Below are 16,635 nucleotides of genomic sequence, written 5' to 3'. Positions count from 1 at the left end.
CCAGATCAGCAGCATGATGCGGAATGGAAGATGTAGCGGTATCCAGTATAATCGCTCTGACTCATTCCGCATCCGAATAATTGAAAGATCAACGATTTCCTTTTACACTATGACCAACACCATGATCGCCATGCCCAACTTGGGATCATGATTAGTGAGAGGGAGGAAGCACGATGAAAAATTCTGTAGTCAACCAAGCCGAACAGATTGCCAGTGATTTTCTACAGGAAAAAGTAAAATGCTCACACCATATCATCGGTAAAGGTTTTGTTAATCAGGTCTGCCTGGTGGAAACGGCAAGTCATAAAGTGATTGTACGGATGAATAATCCAGATACATATCCCACCTTTTTGAAAGAAAAATGGTGCATTGAACGAGCAACGAGTGCAGGTATTCCTGGGCCAGAGACATTATCCGTTGGGGTCAACGCTGAACATGCCTATATGATTCAAACGGTTGTGGAAGGGGATGACGGATTGGATACGACAGTGCCCCCGTCCATGATCTGGAGGAAACTTGGTGAGTATACCCAACGTTTGCAAGCCATCCCCGTTACAGGTTTCGGAAGGGATCTGCACAATTCTGTACAGGATCGATTTTACTCTCCCCCGCATGCAGGATCAGATGGCAGCTGGCAAGGATATGTGCAATACAATATCAATAGTCTGACGGAGCAAGACCCGCTGATCGAGCTTGGTGTGATGACGATGGAGGAATCACAGGTCGTAAGGCAATTATTCGAACAAATGAAAATACAAAAATTCCGCTTTGGCTTATGCCATGGCGATCTCTCTTTGAAGAATACAATCGTAAGTTTGACAGGAGAGATTACCCTTCTGGACTGGGGAAATGCGGAGGTCACCGTCACGCCGTATGGGGATATCATTCAACTCTTGCAATGCCAGCTACGGGGAGAGGGTCCTGACAACGAAGAACTGAAAGCGTTTTTAGAAGGTTATGGGACAAGTGTACAAGAGCAGGAACATGAACTGAATCAAGCGAGGTATGTTTTGCTGTTGAAAGCGTTTGATACCCTGAGGTGGGCCATAGATCGAAGTCCGGATCAGATCGAGTTTTACACTACATTAGCGAAACAAGCTCTTGAACAGGTTTGGAGGGCCAATAGCGAATCATTGATGTGAAATCATTCATCTTTCAAATTTAAAATTTAATCTTTCTATTTAGCTATAGGTTTATTCTATTAGCAGATCCATTGACGCCTGAAGGGTGCAGGAGTACATTTATAGCCATAATTCTTATTTAACAGATGGGAATTGAAGGTCTAGGGCGTTCGTCATCCATCGCTCAGATCTTAATTTTAAAACCAACCAGGAGGTATGTCGATGTCATCATCAACCAAAAAAGTCGTGCTGTGGAGCAAAACAGGCTGTCATTTTTGCGGGGAAGTAAAAGCATTTCTGACAGAGCGAAACCAGCCTTTTGAGAACATTGAAGTGCAGGGTAATGACGTGCTGCGAGATGTACTTGAAGCAAAATATGGCATTCGGCATGTACCTGTCATTGAAGTAGGAGGGGACGGCAAGTTTGAAGCCTTGCTGGAACCTGATCTGGAGAAGCTGGCTGAACTTCTGGCACGAGCGGACGAAGCGGCAGCGGTCTAACGGGAGTCGATATATACCTTTGGAGCAAGCCGTTCCGGCTGCTGCATGATGCAAGATCGCATTTGTGCAGCTGCTGGAACGTTCATAACTCAACGCTTGATGAGATGTAAATGGTTCTAATTCACATCTTCAATACACATATAGAAAAAATCTATTAGTCGCGCTGTTGACCCTTTTGCGGGGCAGTGATAAGATTTGTGAAATTAAAACAAACCAAACTCATAGGAATAGTTAACTTTCAGTTAATTCGTATACGTAATCAGTTCAGATTGGCCCTTGATCATTTTTTTGAAGATTTTAATCCAAGGAAGGCGGAGTGAACATGACAGCGAAACGCAGTTTGAAATTTGGAGCCATTATTCATGGGGTTGGAGGAAGCAATACCACTTGGAGACACCCGGAGGTTCTGTCGGATGCCAGCGTCAACTTTGGATTCTACAAGCGTCAGGCACTGAAAGCGGAGGAAGGCAAGTTCGATCTTGTTTTTATCGCAGACGGTCTGTATATTACCGAGAAATCCATTCCCCATTTCCTGAATCGCTTCGAACCGATCAGTATTCTATCCGCCTTGGCTGCCGTTACTTCACGGATTGGACTGGTGGGTACCCTCTCGACATCCTATAGTGATCCCTTCACCGTAGCCAGACAGTTCGGTTCCCTCGATCAGATCAGTGATGGCCGTGCAGGCTGGAACGTAGTAACCTCTCCGCTCGAAGGTACAGCGAAGAACTACAGTAAGAGCAGTCACCCTACACATCCGGAACGTTATCGAATTGCCGCGGAATATTTACAGGTAACCAAAGGGTTGTGGGACTCTTGGGAAGATGATGCCTTTGTAAGAGACAAAGAGAGCGGTGTATTCTTCGACCCATCCAAACTGCACACGCTTAATCATGAAGGAGAGTTTTTCTCCGTACAAGGTCCGCTTAATATTGCCCGTTCACGGCAAGGACAGCCGGTAATTTTCCAGGCAGGTTCATCGGAAGATGGCAAAACGCTGGCAGCACAAGAAGCAGATGCTGTCTTTACTGGACACGATACAATTGAAGATGCGCAGGCATTCTATAAGGATGTCAAAACACGAGCGGCTTCCTATGGACGTTCTTCACAGGATATTGTCATTCTGCCAGGCATCAATCCTATTGTTGGACGGACGGAAGAGGAAGCTGAACAGAAATATCAGGAGATCGCAAGCTTGGTCACCATTGACAAAGCACTGGATTACCTGGGTCGTTTCTTCGAACATCATGATTTCTCCCAATATCCACTGGATGAGCCTTTCCCGGAGCTGAATGGCATTGGAAGCAACAGTTTCCGCAGTGGCACGGACAAGATCAAGAAGGATGCCAAGGAGCAAGGATTGACGTTGCGTGAAGTGGCTCTGCGGGCAGCAACACCGCGAAGCAAATTCCTGGGCACACCGGAGCAGGTTGCTGACAAGATTCAGGAATGGTTCGAGACAGAAGCGGCGGATGGCTTCATTATTGCTTCGGAGCTGCCAAGTGGATTGTCTGATTTTGTGGAACTCGTTGTTCCGATTCTGCAAGAACGCGGCCTGTATCGTACGGACTATGAACACGATACATTGCGAGGTAACCTTGGGGTGCAAATTCCGGTTAACCGTTATACGGCTGCGAAGGAGCAAGTCGTATCTGATTTGGCATAACGGATAGGGAGCGAACGAGCATCTGATTTTGTCTGGCTGTTTTCTCCAACCGGTAATAAAGTCACTTACTACGTTTTGTACTGTCTTAAAACCGACTTAACTCATAGGGAATATCAAGTATTGGGTATAAACATTAATTTAATGACACCTGTATACACAGAGGGGGAAGCGATATGAACAGGTCTATCTCATGGATGAAATATATGGCATTGGCAGCAGTATTGGTGATGGTATTATCCGGTTGCGGAGCTGCGGCGGGAGGCAGCACGAACGGTGCAGCTCAGGCTTCGGGCGGGGATCAGGCCGGGTCAGCGGAAGGGGGCAACTTAACCTTTGCCCTCGCTACATCGCCGGATTCACTTGACCCTCATCGCAGTGGTCTTGCCGTGGCTGTACGTGCTATTCGCACGATCTATGACAATCTGGTAGTACAGTTGCCGGATGGTTCCATCAAACCGTGGCTCGCCACGGAATGGAGCGTATCCGAGGACGGCAAGAGTTATACGTTCAAGCTGCGTGAAGGCGTGAAGTTCCACGATGGCACACCGTTTAATGCGGAAGCCGTGAAATACAATCTGGACCGGGTGATTGATCCGGCTACCAAAGCTGCCAATTCCCTTGCCCTGATTAGACCCTATAGCTCCTCCGAGGTCATTGATGAATATACCATTAAGGTGAATCTGGAATCGCCATCGCAAGCCTTTCTTGGCAACTTGAGCCAGGCGCTTCTGGGGATCGTGTCTCCTACAGCTGCCCAAAAATATGGCGACCAGCTGGGTAAAAATCCGGTGGGCACAGGTCCGTATACCTTTGTGAAATGGGATGAAAATGCGGATATCGTCGTTGCCAAGAACAATGATTACAACTGGGGACCTGAGACGGTTGAAAATAAAGCTGCGCCACATGTGGATACGATCACATTCAAAATTGTACCGGAAGAAGCGACACGCATCGGAAGTGTACAAAGTGGTCAGGTGCTCGCTGCCGAGACCGTTCCACCGCAAAATATCGCTGCATTGAAAAACGATCCGAACCAGCAACTGTTACAGGCTAACACGGTGGGATTACCATATACACTCTTTTTCAATCTGCGCAAAGCGCCTTGGGATGATGTGAAAGTAAGGCAGGCGGTACAATCCGCCGTAGATGTGGAATCGATTGTCAAAACATTGTATCTGGGTAACTACGAACGTGCGTGGTCTGCACTGTCTCCTGGAATTCTGGGTTATGATGCATCGCTGGAAGGAAGCATTAACCCGGACATCAACAAAGCCAATCAGCTGCTCGATGAACAAGGCTGGGTGAAGGGCGCTGACGGCATTCGTGCCAAAGACGGCCAGAAACTGACCCTACGTTATGTCGATGGTTCGCCCAATCGGGAGAAACGCAACGACATTGCCGCCATTATCCAGCAACAGCTGAAGCAGGTAGGCATCGCAGTTGAAGTGGAAATTACAAAAGACATCGCAACGGTCATCTATCAGAACTGGGATTATGATCTCTATGGCAACAGCCAGGTTAACTCCGATCCAAATGCATTGTATGCCTTCTATCATACGAGTGCAGAGGGTCAGCGTCCGACATTGTCCGGTTTGTCTGATCCGAAGATTGATGAACTGCTGGAGCAGGGAGCCGTTGAGAGTGACGCGGATAAACGTGTCGAGATCTACAATCAGATTCAACAATACCTGATTGAGCAAGCGGTAATTTTGCCGATCTATGTATTCCCTTATACCGTCGCAGCATCCAAAAAGGTCGAAGGCATCAAGTTCGATTCACTTGGGTATCCACTCTTTAACGACGTCCGCATTCAGCCCTAACAGAGGTTGTTCAAAAAGTCCACTTTTGATTACGAGTCATGCCTAATGGCATGATCAGCATCGAATATGAAATTCAGCCGAAATGTCCGTTGCTCACGTAGTTTCCTACGCTCCGCTACTCCATTTCTAGCTTCATTCCATCTTCTCGGTACTGAAAACTGGTCTTTTTGAACACGCACTATAGGAACGGCCAATCCAGATTTAGGAAGGAGATATCCCGGTATGGTTCAAACGATACTGTCACGACTCGCAACATCGCTTCTGGTTATTTTCGGAGCTTCGGTGCTGGTGTACTGCATCATGTATCTTCTGCCGGGTGATCCGGTTCTGCTCATGCTGGACCCGTCCTCGGCTACCCCGGAGATGATCGAGAATCTGCGGGTTCAACTTGGGCTGGATCAGCCGTTTTACATCCAGTTTGCGAACTATTTCGGTGATATGCTGCGTGGAGATTTCGGTAAATCGATGATCAATTCGGATCCGGTTCTGCCCAAAATACTGGAGCATTTTCCAGCCACACTGGCTTTGACCGCACTCAGCTCAATCATTGCCATCACGATTGGAATTACACTCGGTGTATTGTCTGCAATTCATCGCAATGGCGTGATTGATTTCGTTGCCCGGCTCGTTGGACTGTTTGGCATCTCCATGCCAACCTTCTGGACGGGGATACTGCTCATCCTGTTATTCTCGGTACAGCTTGGCTGGTTCCCGGCGATGGGATCGGATGGGTTCAGCTCACTGGTTCTTCCGGCAGCAACGCTGGGTCTCGTGGGTGCAGGATTTATCGTACGGATGGTGCGTAACAGCATGCTGGAAGTGATCAATGAACCATTTATCGTGGCGTTACGGGCAAAAGGACTTTCCGAGCGCGCCATCATGTATGGCCATGCGCTGCGTAATGCGCTGATCCCTGCCGTAACGGTAATTGGCATGCTGATCGGTGATCTGCTTGCGGGAACGGTTGTGGTGGAGACTGTCTTCTCCAGACAAGGAATCGGCCGGATTATTGCCGATGCGCTAATGGCCAAGGATCTGCCCGTGGTGCAAGGCGTTGTTTTCTTTACATCCATTATCTATGTGGTCTTGAATTTGCTGGTGGACATCTCGTATTCGTACATTGATCCCCGGGTTCGGCGTGCAGTCCGAACATGATTACAACTGGAACCGTCAGAAGTGTCCTGACGCGGAGTATGGAAGGAGGAGTTGTTGCTCATGAGCATGAAACCTTTGGCTGGTGACAAAAAAGCATGGGCGGGCGTAGGACGTATACGTCTGTGGAATCGCCGCCCTTGGCGCTATCGCGTTTCACTCGCGGTATCCCGATTATTCTTTTATGCAGCATTGCTGGTAGTCGTGTTTACCGTGGCATGTGCGATTGTGCCGGGCTGGATTGCTCCTTATGATCCAACTCAGATGATGACGGATGCCATTCTGCAGGCTCCCTCTGCTGCGTACCTGTTCGGGACGGACTATTTTGGCAGAGATATCTTCAGTGTAGTTGTGCATGGAAGCAGGGATTCATTGCTCATTGGATTTGCTTCGGTGCTTGTGGGAGGCATTGTTGGCAGTGCGCTTGGTATTATCTCCGGTTACGCCGGAGGTATTGTTGATACCATCACCATGCGGGCTGTCGATATTCTGATGGCTGTACCCGGCGTGCTCTTGGCGTTGTCTGTTGCAGCTGCTCTCGGGCCAGGACTGATGAATATTGCACTGGCTGTTGCGGTTTCCTCGATTCCGGGGTACGCACGGGTGATGCGTGGGCAGGTCATATCTGTTAAAGGTCTGCCTTTCATTACAGCGACACGTTCACTGGGCGGTTCCAATACCCGTATTTTCTGGAAACATGTACTGCCACATTCGTTGTCACCCTTGCTGGTCATGGCTACGCTTGGCGTAGGAACATCGATCCTGACGGGCTCCGGACTCAGCTTTCTGGGACTTGGGGTGTTGAAGGAAATTCCGGATTGGGGCGCATTGCTCTCGCAAGGTAGAGGTTATCTGACGGTTGCTTGGTGGATCTGTACGTTCCCGGGGCTGGCGATCACGTTGTTTGTACTGGCGGTTAATCTGATTGGAGACGATATTCGCGATCGGTTGGACCCCAAAGTAAAAGGAGCGGCTTGACCGCTATTCCAAAAGATAAGAATTTATAAGTTTCACCCTATCCATTTTTATATTTCACTGCGAAACGGTAGCTGTGCCACCAGAGGACGGCGACAGCCGTTTACGCTTGAGGAGGAGAAATTTATGTCACATGTTGTCATTATTGCCGGATCACCATCCAAACGTTCGCGTTTGACAGGTCTGACGGATTACAGCAGCCAAAAATTAACGGAGGCAGGCATCACCGTTGAAGTTATTCACGTTGTGGATCTGCCCGCTGAGGATCTGGTGCAAGCCCGATTCGACAGCTCATTTATTCGTGATGCTCTGGCTGTTGTTGAAGCGGCGGATGCCGTTATTGTAGCTACACCGGTATACAAGGCATCGTACTCCGGCGTGCTCAAGCTGTTCCTGGATCTGATTCCGCAAGAGGGGCTACGGGGTAAGTTGACACTCCCGCTCGTCATTGGTGGCTCCATTGCTCATCTACTCGCTATTGATTATGCATTGAAGCCTGTTCTGGCAGCCCTTGGTGGAAGACATATTCTGGGTGGGGTGTACGCTGTGGATCAGGGGATTGAACGACTGGATGATGGAAAGTTCATACTCTCGGCGGACATTACTTCACGCCTGGATCGTTCCTTGGACGAATTGATATTGACACTGGAAAAGGATGGGATTAAGATATCATAAAACCGAGTAAATTTATCGGTTAAATAGATATAAGGTCAAACGTCTGCGGACGTGGATACGGAGGCACTCATGAATATCGAGAACATTGAAGCATTTGTATATATCAATCATTATGGAAGCTTCAATAAAGCTGCCGAAGTACTCTTCTTGTCCCAACCTTCGGTCACAGCTCGCATTCAATCACTGGAAAGGGAGCTGGGCTGCAAGTTGTTTGATCGGCTTGGCAAGCAAATTGTGCTGACAGAGGAAGGTCGGAAATTCCTGCCATATGCGCAGCAAGTGCTGCAAGTGATTCAGAAGGGCAAGCAGAAGATTCAGCAACGGCGATCCACACCGGATGCTCTTCGGCTCGGTAGTACAGTATCGGTATCCAATTATGTCATTCCCGATTTTCTACCCAAGATTAAGGATGCTTACCCCGAAATTAACATCAAATTGACGACAGCAACGACGGATCAGCTGATTGCCAAACTGCTTGGTCAGGAGATTGATCTTGCCTTTGTACGCAAAGTCATGCATCCTGCGATCCGTACGGTTGCTTTTTATGAAGATCCGATCCAGCTCTATGTGTACAAAGGACATCCATTCATTGAGAGCGGGCATGTCAGCATGGAAGCGATCCGGAATGAGCAACTGGTCTTTTTCGAATGTGGTTCACTAGACTGGCTTCGCATTCACCGGGCTTTCGACTCGCTGGAACATCCGCCGAATATTACATATCATGTCGATAATTCGGAGACGGCGAAGAAACTGGTTATGCAAGGGGCAGGCATTGCCTTTCTCCCGGGACTCACGGTGAAGAAGGAAGTGCAGAATCAGGAGTTGTTCCCCATTCAGGTACATGAGGTGGCAGGTGTATCGTTGCAGATCAGCGTCGTCACATTAAAGGAAGAATATTCGCCATTGGCAGAGCCCTTCGGGGAACTGCTGCGGCAGTTATAGAGCGTCTAACGTTGAATCTGACTTTTACACCATAACGGAGAGTGCAGAACCAATCTGAAGAAGCGAAGCGTGCGCATTTATCAACAGATTTTTCCCTTGAACCAAGGGAGTAAAGAAAATCTGGGGATAAGAGTGATCGGAAGATGGTACTGCAGTCGGAGTGATAAAGTGTAACATCTCCAGTTCAACTTAATAGTGATTCAAGAACATAGGTTCAGCACAATCAAGGAGGAGAAGGAAATGAGTATTCGTGTTGGCATTTTGGATCAGACCCCCATCTATGAAGGGGAAACGGCGGTGGATGCTTTTCGGCACACGATTGAGCTGGCACAGCGGGCAGATCAGCTTGGATTCCATCGGTTCTGGGTATCGGAGCACCATGATTCAGGGCATGTTGCAGGTTCCTCCCCAGAGGTACTCATCTCCCACTTGCTTGCGCATACGAAGCGGATTCGACTGGGCTCTGGCGGGGTGATGCTCCAGCATTACAGCCCATATAAAGTCGCCGAAAATTTCAATATACTCGCAGCGCTCGGCCCAGGAAGAGTTGACTTGGGAATCGGTCGTGCGCCGGGGGGATTACCTCGTTCGACACAGGCATTGCAGGAAGGTATTCAGGGAGCTGCATCCCTGAAAGAGAAAATTGTTCAGGTGAAGCGATACATTCATAATGAACCACATGAAGATCCATCTCATGCACTTGCGGGGCTCACTGCTTCGCCTGTGTCCGACATTCCAGCAGAGCTGTACGTACTTGGAGCCAGTGTTGATAGTGCAGGCATGGCTGCGGAACTGGGACTTCCCTATGTCTTTTCACTGTTCATTAACAGTAATATAGAGGTAGCACTTGAAGCCATCCGTGTATATCGTGAACAATTCGATCGTTCCCAGGGACGGGAGCCCTACGCTGCACTGGCTTTATCCCTAATTGTGGCCGAGAGTGAGGAAGAAGCGGAAGGGCTTGCGGGTGAACATAAGCTGGTGAGAATTCACATGGAGAGTGGCAAAGTGCTGACGGTCGGTTCTGTTGAACAAGCGGAAGAATTCGGACGTCAATCCAACGAAAAGTACCGAATTGAAATTCTTGAACCAAGCGTGACCCGGGGCACGAAAGCAACGGTAGGTCAGGCACTGCTGAAGTTCCAGCAGGATTTTGCTGTGGAAGAGTTCATTGTGACTACAGCTACACGGGACTTTGCCAAACGAATTCGTTCATTTGAATTGTTGCGTGAAATTTTGGCAGAGCAGGGGCTTAGTGAATTTGCACTGGAATCCAAGGAACAGGAAGCAGCAATCGGATAGAATTAGGGCAATGAATATATACGAATGGGAGGCCATGAGATGAAAAGTGATCTGGAACAGCCCAAACAGCAGGCTGAGCAACAAGTACAGGGCCCCGAGCATGAGCTTCATGGTGAACGGGCGGAAGAATTCGCGGAACGTTTAATCACCATTCGGCGACACCTGCATCGTAACCCGGAATTGTCCGGTGAGGAAAGGGAGACGACAGCTTCTATTCGCAGCTGGCTGGAAGAGGAAGGCGTCCGTATTGCAGACGAATATGTGCTGCGGACAGGGCTCGTCGCTGAAGTAGGTCAAGGGGACGGACCTGTGGTTGCCCTAAGAGCGGACATTGATGCGCTGCCCATTCAGGAAGAGACGAAACTGGATTTTGCCTCCCAGGTAGATGGAAAGATGCACGCTTGCGGACATGACGCACACACGGCGATTCTGATCGGTGCTGCACGATTACTGAAACAGCGCGAGTCCACGCTCCCTGGGAAAGTACGCTTGATATTCCAGCCATCGGAGGAAAAAGCAACGGGTGCTCGGCAAGTGATCCAGAGCGGCGCATTATCCGATGTTCGGGCCGTATTCGGGTTGCATAACAAACCTGATCTCCAGGTGGGTACGGTGGGCATTCGGGAAGGTGCGTTGATGGCAGCAGCAGACGGTTTCGTTGTCAAAGTGGAAGGTGTAGGCACCCATGCAGCCGTGCCGGAAGCAGGCATTGATCCGATTGTGGTTGCTGCCCACATTGTTACGGCACTACAGGCCATTGTGAGCCGCAATGTGGGGGCACAGGAGAGTGCTGTAATCAGCGTCACCAAGCTACATAGCGGCACAGCCTGGAACGTTATTCCCGATGAAGCGATACTCGATGGCACAGTGCGTACCTTTGATGAGAAAGTGCGCGCACGAATTCGCGAGCGTTTCAATCAGGTGGTAGCCGGTGTGGCGGCGGCCTATGGCACACGTGCTACGGTTCGCTGGATTCAGGGACCACCTGCCGTGGTCAATGATGAAGCTTTGGCATCTGCGGCGGAGCAAGTTGCAAGTCAGATTGGGCTGAATAGCATCAGACCTCTGCCTTCTCCGGCAGGAGAGGACTTCTCTTTTTATCAAAAAGAAGTTCCCGGCCTGTTCCTCTTCTTGGGCACCTCTGGCCCGAATGAGTGGCATCACCCTGGCTTTGATGTGGATGAAAGGGCACTGCCGCTGGGAGCACATCTTCTGGCTGCACTAGCTGAACAGGCACTGCACAATGTGCAAGCACATCAGGAGTGAGGGACGCAGTTAATGCCTCGATTATATCCAGATCGAAACGGTTCCGTTCTGCGGCAACCGTTTTTCGAATTTTGTTGAATCTTATCAGAATTATGGCTAGGGCTGGCGCAGAAGCGTCAGCTCTGTTTAAGTTTTCTTATAGGATGGACAGCTAAAGGGTTTATGAAAATTTTATTTTTTTAAATGGAAATATTTGTTGACGGTCCCCAAAAGGATGTGCTATATTTTTCTCGACCTTTTAATCGTAATAATTACTATTAGTTAAAAATGAAGAACAGGAGTAGCTGCTGCGATGAAACAGGAGATCGATTTTATCAAGTTCAGTCCCACCCAAAACATGACGATTCTGGTTAAAACGGATCATGCAGCAGAGAAATACAATCATATCGCAACGCGTCTAATGTCGTATGATAACGTTTACGCTGAACAAGTGGGATTCATTGAACCAACGAGGAGACCGGAAGCTGTGGCCCGCCTGGAAATGGCCGGAGGAGAGTTCTGTGGCAATGCCTGTATGGCACTTGCAGCACACCACGCATCTGAAGCAGGACTGGCACAACAGGAATCGATGGACATCGTGTTGGAGGTTTCCGGAACCGATCAATTGATCATGTGCCATGTGAAGAAACAGCAGAATGAATATGACTGCCAGGTAACCATGCCGGTTCCGAAGCAGATTGAGCAGCGAACAATCCGGTACGAAGGCATCGAGCTGGATATGGTAATCATCCGGTACGCTGAGTTCATCCATATCGTGATTGAAGTGGATGACTTCGACGATACGATGAAAAAGAGGGCACAGACCCTTGCAAGGTTACTGGGACTAACCCTGGGAGATAAGCTGATCGGTATCTTGTTATATCAATCGCACTCGGAAGAAATGGCCCCACTCATCTATGTTCCGGAGCTGGATAGTCTGATTTGGGAGAGAGGGTGTGGTTCGGGTACAGCCTCCGTGGGAGCGTATCTCGCATGGAGCCAGCAGAGGCAGATTACGCAGTACATCAAGCAGCCTGGTGGTGCGATCAAAGTGGCGGCCCAGTGGAATGGCGCAGAACTTGGGAGCATTACGATTGAGGGATCTGTTGGAATTGTGGCACAGGGCAAAGCCTTCATAGATACTCCAGCAGAATGGAGCGTAGTAAACGCATGAGGTACTTGATACATGATCGAGACAACGTATAGGGGGAAAAGAAATGATCACATTGGTCCATTTTCAGACATGTTTGAGTGAATTTGCAGAGAAATTCGATAAGCTCGCGAGCAAGTATGATCATACGATTCAGCATAGCTCGGAGCTGGAGGCTGTGATCAATGACTACTCCCGCTTTGTGACCGATCAGGAGAATAAGGAAGCCTGGGAACAATTGCAGCATTCGGAGCTGGAAGAACTGGATTCGCTTATATGGCAGTTAAGAAATAAATCCGCCCAGTGTGTGGCGATCATGGAGAAATATCGTGCATTGAAGTTAGAGAACGGGGATGAACAGATTGCCGATTATTTCAAGAATATAGAAGAGTGCATCGATAAAGAATTCGGTAGCTTCCATGTCACCTCTGATTCTAAGGTGTTGTTGGTAGGCTCCGGTTCCTTCCCCATGACACCATTACTCATCGCCAAGCGAACAGGTGCAGAGGTCGTAGGGATCGATATTGATGAAGAATCTATTAGACTCGGGCAGAAGGTGGTGGAGAAGCTGGGCGCGGGCTTGAAGATTCGTTTGCAGTCAACCTTGCTGGAGAATCTGGAGTATACCAAGGAAGCAACACATATCATTTTCAGCTCTACCGTGGCCCCTAAATATGAGTTGCTCGATCAACTGCATGCCCTGACGAATGCGCAGGTGGTTGTAGCTATGAGATACGGTGACCAGTTGAAGTCCTTGTTCAATTATCCGATGGAAGAGACGGATAGCAGCAAGTGGAAGCTGGTGGACCAGATCCTGCGTCCGGATGATGTGTTCGATATTGCGTTGTACCAGAAAGCATAGCCATGCAAGTCAATCCAAATGGAGTTCAGGTGAACTTTAAATAAAGGAGGCTTACATGAGCAATCTTCAGCGAATTCTGTTACTTGGAACCGGTCCTGCATCCATTCAGCTTGCGGTTACACTCAAAGCTCATCTCAATTGCTGTATAGGCATTGTGGGGAGAGCATCGGTTCGTTCAGCGTCCGTATTTGCAGCCCTCGAACAGAGCAATGGGCGTATTCAGGTCAGCATTCAAAATGAGAAACATCAGCCACTCGAAGGTGAGTGTTACGTTGATCATGTGTTCAAGGGATATGACACCATTGATGGTGAATGGGATACACTCATTTTGGCGGTTACCACCGATGCGTATATAGATGTACTGGAACAAATGAATGATGAATTCATTAAACAACTGAAATGTATCATTCTGGTTTCGCCAACGTTCGGGTCCAATCGACTGGTAACCCATTATATGAGAGAGCGGAAGGCAGCGCCGGAAGTGGTCAGCTTCTCGACCTACCTCGGAGATACCCGTTGGATGCACGAACATCCGTCCAATCATGTAATTACAACAGGGGTCAAGAAAAAGGTCTATATCGGTTCCACTCGTTACCCGTCTGAACAGGTCAGTAAGCTATGCCAAGTGTATGAGCGTTTGGGTGTTGCGCTAGAAGTGATGCGATCTCCATTGGAGGCGGAAACAAGAAATATTTCGTTGTATGTGCATCCACCCTTGTTCATGAACGACTTCTCATTAGAGGCCATTTTTGGGGCATTAGATATTCCAAAATATGTATATAAGATGTATCCCGAAGGTCCGATTACACAAGGTTTGATTCGGAATATGCGGGCACAGTGGCAGGAGATTATGAATATTACGGACCGACTTGATATTCAGGGAGTCAACCTGCTTCAATTCATGACGGATGACAACTATCCAGTTCGATTAGAGAGTATATCACGCCAGGATATCGAGAATTTCAATCAGCTGCAGGTCATTCATCAAGAGTATTTATTATACATACGGTACACCTCACTATTGATTGATCCATTCTCGGAACCCGATTCGGCAGGGAAATATTTCGACTTTTCAGCAGTGCCATTCCGCAAAACGTTCATGAATCGCGAAGGGGAGCTGGACATCCCTCGTATGCCCAAAGAAGATTACTACCGCATCAAAATTATTCAGGGCATTGCCAGACACCTCGATGTGAGCTGCCCAACGATTGATCAATTTATCGCCAAATATGAGGCAAAGCTTCAGGAAGTGGCTGACGCAAACCAGAATCAACGCGTGTCCAACGCCTTTGTCATCCAATCCTTTGAAGAGGATATCCGCATGATCTGCACCGGACTTTGAGTAATAGGGTCTAGTTACATCTCAAATTAATCAAGTTGAACCTGATGTTTACATCATAACGGAGAGTGCAGAACCAATCTGAAGAAGCGAAGCGGTCGCCTTTATCCCCGGATTTTCTCTTTGGAAAAGAGAATCAAAAAAATCTGGGGATAACAGCGATCGGAAGATGGTACTGCAATCGGAGTGGTCCGATGTAACCTACAAGGTCTGCTTGTAACTTAATCATCAGGAGGAAATGTTGTGAAAAAGGGTCTTACTTTTACATCCATACTAATACTGGTGTCTGCCATTACGGTGCTGGCAGGATGCGCTCAGAGCACAAAAGAGAAAGAGAGCGCCCAATCGGAGCCTGCCAATAGCCAGGTACAGACTGAACTTATCTATGCTTCTGCCAAAGATATTAATGATATGAACCCCCATCTGTATACAGGCTCCATGCCTGCGCAAGGGATGATATATGAGTCTCTGGTGGAAAACACGCCTGACGGCATCAAGCCATTGCTTGCGGAATCATGGGATATCTCGGAGGATGGCAAGACCTATACCTTTTATCTGCGACAAGATGTGAAATTCCATGATGGAGAGCCGTTCAACGCAGAGGCGGTCAAACAAAATATCGATGCCGTTCAGGCGAATGCTGAGAAACATGCCTGGATCAAGCTGTCCACCAAAATCACAAGTGTAAAGGTTATCGATGAACACACGGTGGAGCTGACGCTGTCGGAAGCCTATTATCCGGCACTGGTGGAATTGTCCATGACAAGACCTTACGTCTTCATATCACCCAAGGATTTCAAAGATGGCGGAACCAAAGACGGAGTGAGTGGTTTCCACGGTACAGGGCCTTACAAGCTTACTGCTCATAAAGTCGAAGAGAATGCCACGTTTGAAGCCAATGAAGACTATTGGGGTGGTGCACCTGCAATCAAGAAAATCACATCCAAGGTTCTTCCTGCAGGCGAAACGACATTCCTGGCATTACAAAAGGGAGAAATCAACTTTGTGTTCACAGATGACCGGGGGGCAGACAGCATTGATGTCGAGGCCATGGATCAATTGGCTGAATCCGGTGATTATCAATTGGTTCGAAGTGAAGCGATGAATACGAATATGATCGTAGCCAATAGCAGTCGTCAGAATAGTCCGGTTCAGGAAACGGCAGTACGAGAAGCTTTATGGGTTGGTATCGACCGGGAAACGATCAGTAAAGATATTTTTAACGGAACGCAGACTGTTGCGGACACGCTATTTTCAGCCAATGTCAATTACGCCAAGGTAGACCTGAAGAAACGGGAGTATGATCCGGAAATGGCTAAACAGCTTCTGGACCAAGCAGGTTGGACATTGGCAAGTGGTGAAGGGGTGAGAAAGAAGAACGGTCAGCCTCTAGCCATGAAACTATACTATGACAGCAACTCGTCTTCACAGAAAATACAGGCCGAATTGATCCAGTATTCGATGAAAGAATTGGGTGTTCAGCTTGAGATCGTGGGTGAAGAGTCTACTTCCATCGCGAATCGGAGAGCCACCGGGGAATATGATCTGCTCTTTAATCAAACGTGGGGACTGGCCTATGATCCACAGAGTACCATTGCTGCATTTACATCAGATTCGGCATACAAGCATACAACAAGCGGAATTGCCGAAGCAGATGAACTGTATCAGAAAATCGATGCGGTCATGGTCTCCACGGATGAGGTTTCCCGCCAATCCCTGTATGCCGACATTATGAAGATCGTCCATGATGAAGCAGTCTTCATCCCGATTACCAACGGACGTGTCACTATAGTCGCTCCCGAGAATCTCGATGGAATCTCATTCAAGCAGACTCAATATGAACTACCTTTTGAACAAATGAATTTTAAATAGAGCGGAGATGGAT

Annotated in this window: 14 protein-coding genes; all 14 read left to right on the top strand. The window is 48.3% G+C overall.

Translation table 11 applies throughout. From position 1 onward, the window contains the following. Window positions 1-173 precede the first annotated feature (173 nt). Window positions 174-1,142, top strand: coding sequence for an aminoglycoside phosphotransferase family protein (locus PAHA3_RS27910; RefSeq protein ID WP_062837895.1), 969 nt, complete (start codon window positions 174-176; stop codon window positions 1,140-1,142). A 201-nt stretch (window positions 1,143-1,343) separates the two neighbouring features. Further along, the gene (locus PAHA3_RS27905) at window positions 1,344-1,622 is read left to right on the top strand and encodes a glutaredoxin family protein (RefSeq protein ID WP_036605813.1); all 279 of its coding nucleotides are present in this window, start codon (window positions 1,344-1,346) and stop codon (window positions 1,620-1,622) included. A gap of 322 nt (window positions 1,623-1,944) precedes the next feature. Continuing rightward, window positions 1,945-3,288 carry an LLM class flavin-dependent oxidoreductase gene (locus tag PAHA3_RS27900; RefSeq protein ID WP_062837894.1) on the top strand — a complete coding sequence of 448 codons (1,344 nt, stop codon included), beginning with the start codon at window positions 1,945-1,947 and terminating at the stop codon, window positions 3,286-3,288. 173 nt (window positions 3,289-3,461) lie between these two features. Then, the gene (locus tag PAHA3_RS27895; RefSeq protein WP_062837893.1) at window positions 3,462-5,108 is read left to right on the top strand and encodes an ABC transporter substrate-binding protein; all 1,647 of its coding nucleotides are present in this window, start codon (window positions 3,462-3,464) and stop codon (window positions 5,106-5,108) included. Window positions 5,109-5,330: 222 nt separating this feature from the next. Beyond that, complete coding sequence (locus tag PAHA3_RS27890) at window positions 5,331-6,263, top strand: ABC transporter permease (protein WP_036605816.1); 933 nt, start codon at window positions 5,331-5,333, stop codon at window positions 6,261-6,263. A gap of 60 nt (window positions 6,264-6,323) precedes the next feature. Next, complete coding sequence (locus PAHA3_RS27885; protein WP_062837892.1) at window positions 6,324-7,238, top strand: ABC transporter permease; 915 nt, start codon at window positions 6,324-6,326, stop codon at window positions 7,236-7,238. A gap of 123 nt (window positions 7,239-7,361) precedes the next feature. Further along, on the top strand, window positions 7,362-7,910 hold the full coding sequence (gene ssuE, locus PAHA3_RS27880; protein ID WP_062837891.1) for an NADPH-dependent FMN reductase: 549 nt from the start codon (window positions 7,362-7,364) through the stop codon (window positions 7,908-7,910). Window positions 7,911-7,979: 69 nt separating this feature from the next. After that, complete coding sequence (locus tag PAHA3_RS27875; RefSeq protein ID WP_062837890.1) at window positions 7,980-8,852, top strand: LysR family transcriptional regulator; 873 nt, start codon at window positions 7,980-7,982, stop codon at window positions 8,850-8,852. Window positions 8,853-9,092: 240 nt separating this feature from the next. Then, window positions 9,093-10,154 carry an LLM class flavin-dependent oxidoreductase gene (locus PAHA3_RS27870; protein ID WP_062837889.1) on the top strand — a complete coding sequence of 354 codons (1,062 nt, stop codon included), beginning with the start codon at window positions 9,093-9,095 and terminating at the stop codon, window positions 10,152-10,154. 39 nt (window positions 10,155-10,193) lie between these two features. Continuing rightward, window positions 10,194-11,420 carry an amidohydrolase gene (locus PAHA3_RS27865; protein WP_235599587.1) on the top strand — a complete coding sequence of 409 codons (1,227 nt, stop codon included), beginning with the start codon at window positions 10,194-10,196 and terminating at the stop codon, window positions 11,418-11,420. A 292-nt stretch (window positions 11,421-11,712) separates the two neighbouring features. Then, window positions 11,713-12,573 (top strand): hypothetical protein, encoded by an 861-nt coding sequence (locus PAHA3_RS27860; RefSeq protein ID WP_062837888.1) that lies wholly within the window; start codon window positions 11,713-11,715, stop codon window positions 12,571-12,573. 43 nt (window positions 12,574-12,616) lie between these two features. Next, entirely contained in the window at window positions 12,617-13,411 is a 795-nt protein-coding gene (locus tag PAHA3_RS27855; protein WP_062837887.1) for a class I SAM-dependent methyltransferase, read from the top strand. Window positions 13,412-13,466: 55 nt separating this feature from the next. Then, the gene (locus tag PAHA3_RS27850) at window positions 13,467-14,753 is read left to right on the top strand and encodes an opine metallophore biosynthesis dehydrogenase (protein WP_062837886.1); all 1,287 of its coding nucleotides are present in this window, start codon (window positions 13,467-13,469) and stop codon (window positions 14,751-14,753) included. 240 nt (window positions 14,754-14,993) lie between these two features. Beyond that, window positions 14,994-16,622: a staphylopine-dependent metal ABC transporter substrate-binding lipoprotein gene (gene cntA, locus PAHA3_RS27845; RefSeq protein WP_062837885.1), complete on the top strand. Its 1,629-nt coding sequence runs from the start codon at window positions 14,994-14,996 to the stop codon at window positions 16,620-16,622. The last annotated feature ends 13 nt before the right edge of the window (window positions 16,623-16,635 follow it).

It is taken from the genome of Paenibacillus amylolyticus, assembly GCF_001570725.1.
Classification (GTDB): domain Bacteria; phylum Bacillota; class Bacilli; order Paenibacillales; family Paenibacillaceae; genus Paenibacillus; species Paenibacillus amylolyticus_A.
This window is presented reverse-complemented; position numbering and strand designations above follow the sequence as displayed.

Coding starts and splice junctions, on each gene's coding strand:
- PAHA3_RS27895 (WP_062837893.1), top strand. CDS start 3,462: ATGAACAGGTCTATCTCATGGATGAAATATATGGCATTGGCAGCAGTA.
- PAHA3_RS27905 (WP_036605813.1), top strand. CDS start 1,344: ATGTCATCATCAACCAAAAAAGTCGTGCTGTGGAGCAAAACAGGCTGT.
- PAHA3_RS27865 (WP_235599587.1), top strand. CDS start 10,194: ATGAAAAGTGATCTGGAACAGCCCAAACAGCAGGCTGAGCAACAAGTA.
- PAHA3_RS27910 (WP_062837895.1), top strand. CDS start 174: ATGAAAAATTCTGTAGTCAACCAAGCCGAACAGATTGCCAGTGATTTT.
- PAHA3_RS27855 (WP_062837887.1), top strand. CDS start 12,617: ATGATCACATTGGTCCATTTTCAGACATGTTTGAGTGAATTTGCAGAG.
- PAHA3_RS27900 (WP_062837894.1), top strand. CDS start 1,945: ATGACAGCGAAACGCAGTTTGAAATTTGGAGCCATTATTCATGGGGTT.
- PAHA3_RS27875 (WP_062837890.1), top strand. CDS start 7,980: ATGAATATCGAGAACATTGAAGCATTTGTATATATCAATCATTATGGA.
- PAHA3_RS27870 (WP_062837889.1), top strand. CDS start 9,093: ATGAGTATTCGTGTTGGCATTTTGGATCAGACCCCCATCTATGAAGGG.
- PAHA3_RS27885 (WP_062837892.1), top strand. CDS start 6,324: ATGAGCATGAAACCTTTGGCTGGTGACAAAAAAGCATGGGCGGGCGTA.
- PAHA3_RS27860 (WP_062837888.1), top strand. CDS start 11,713: ATGAAACAGGAGATCGATTTTATCAAGTTCAGTCCCACCCAAAACATG.
- PAHA3_RS27890 (WP_036605816.1), top strand. CDS start 5,331: ATGGTTCAAACGATACTGTCACGACTCGCAACATCGCTTCTGGTTATT.
- PAHA3_RS27850 (WP_062837886.1), top strand. CDS start 13,467: ATGAGCAATCTTCAGCGAATTCTGTTACTTGGAACCGGTCCTGCATCC.
- ssuE (WP_062837891.1), top strand. CDS start 7,362: ATGTCACATGTTGTCATTATTGCCGGATCACCATCCAAACGTTCGCGT.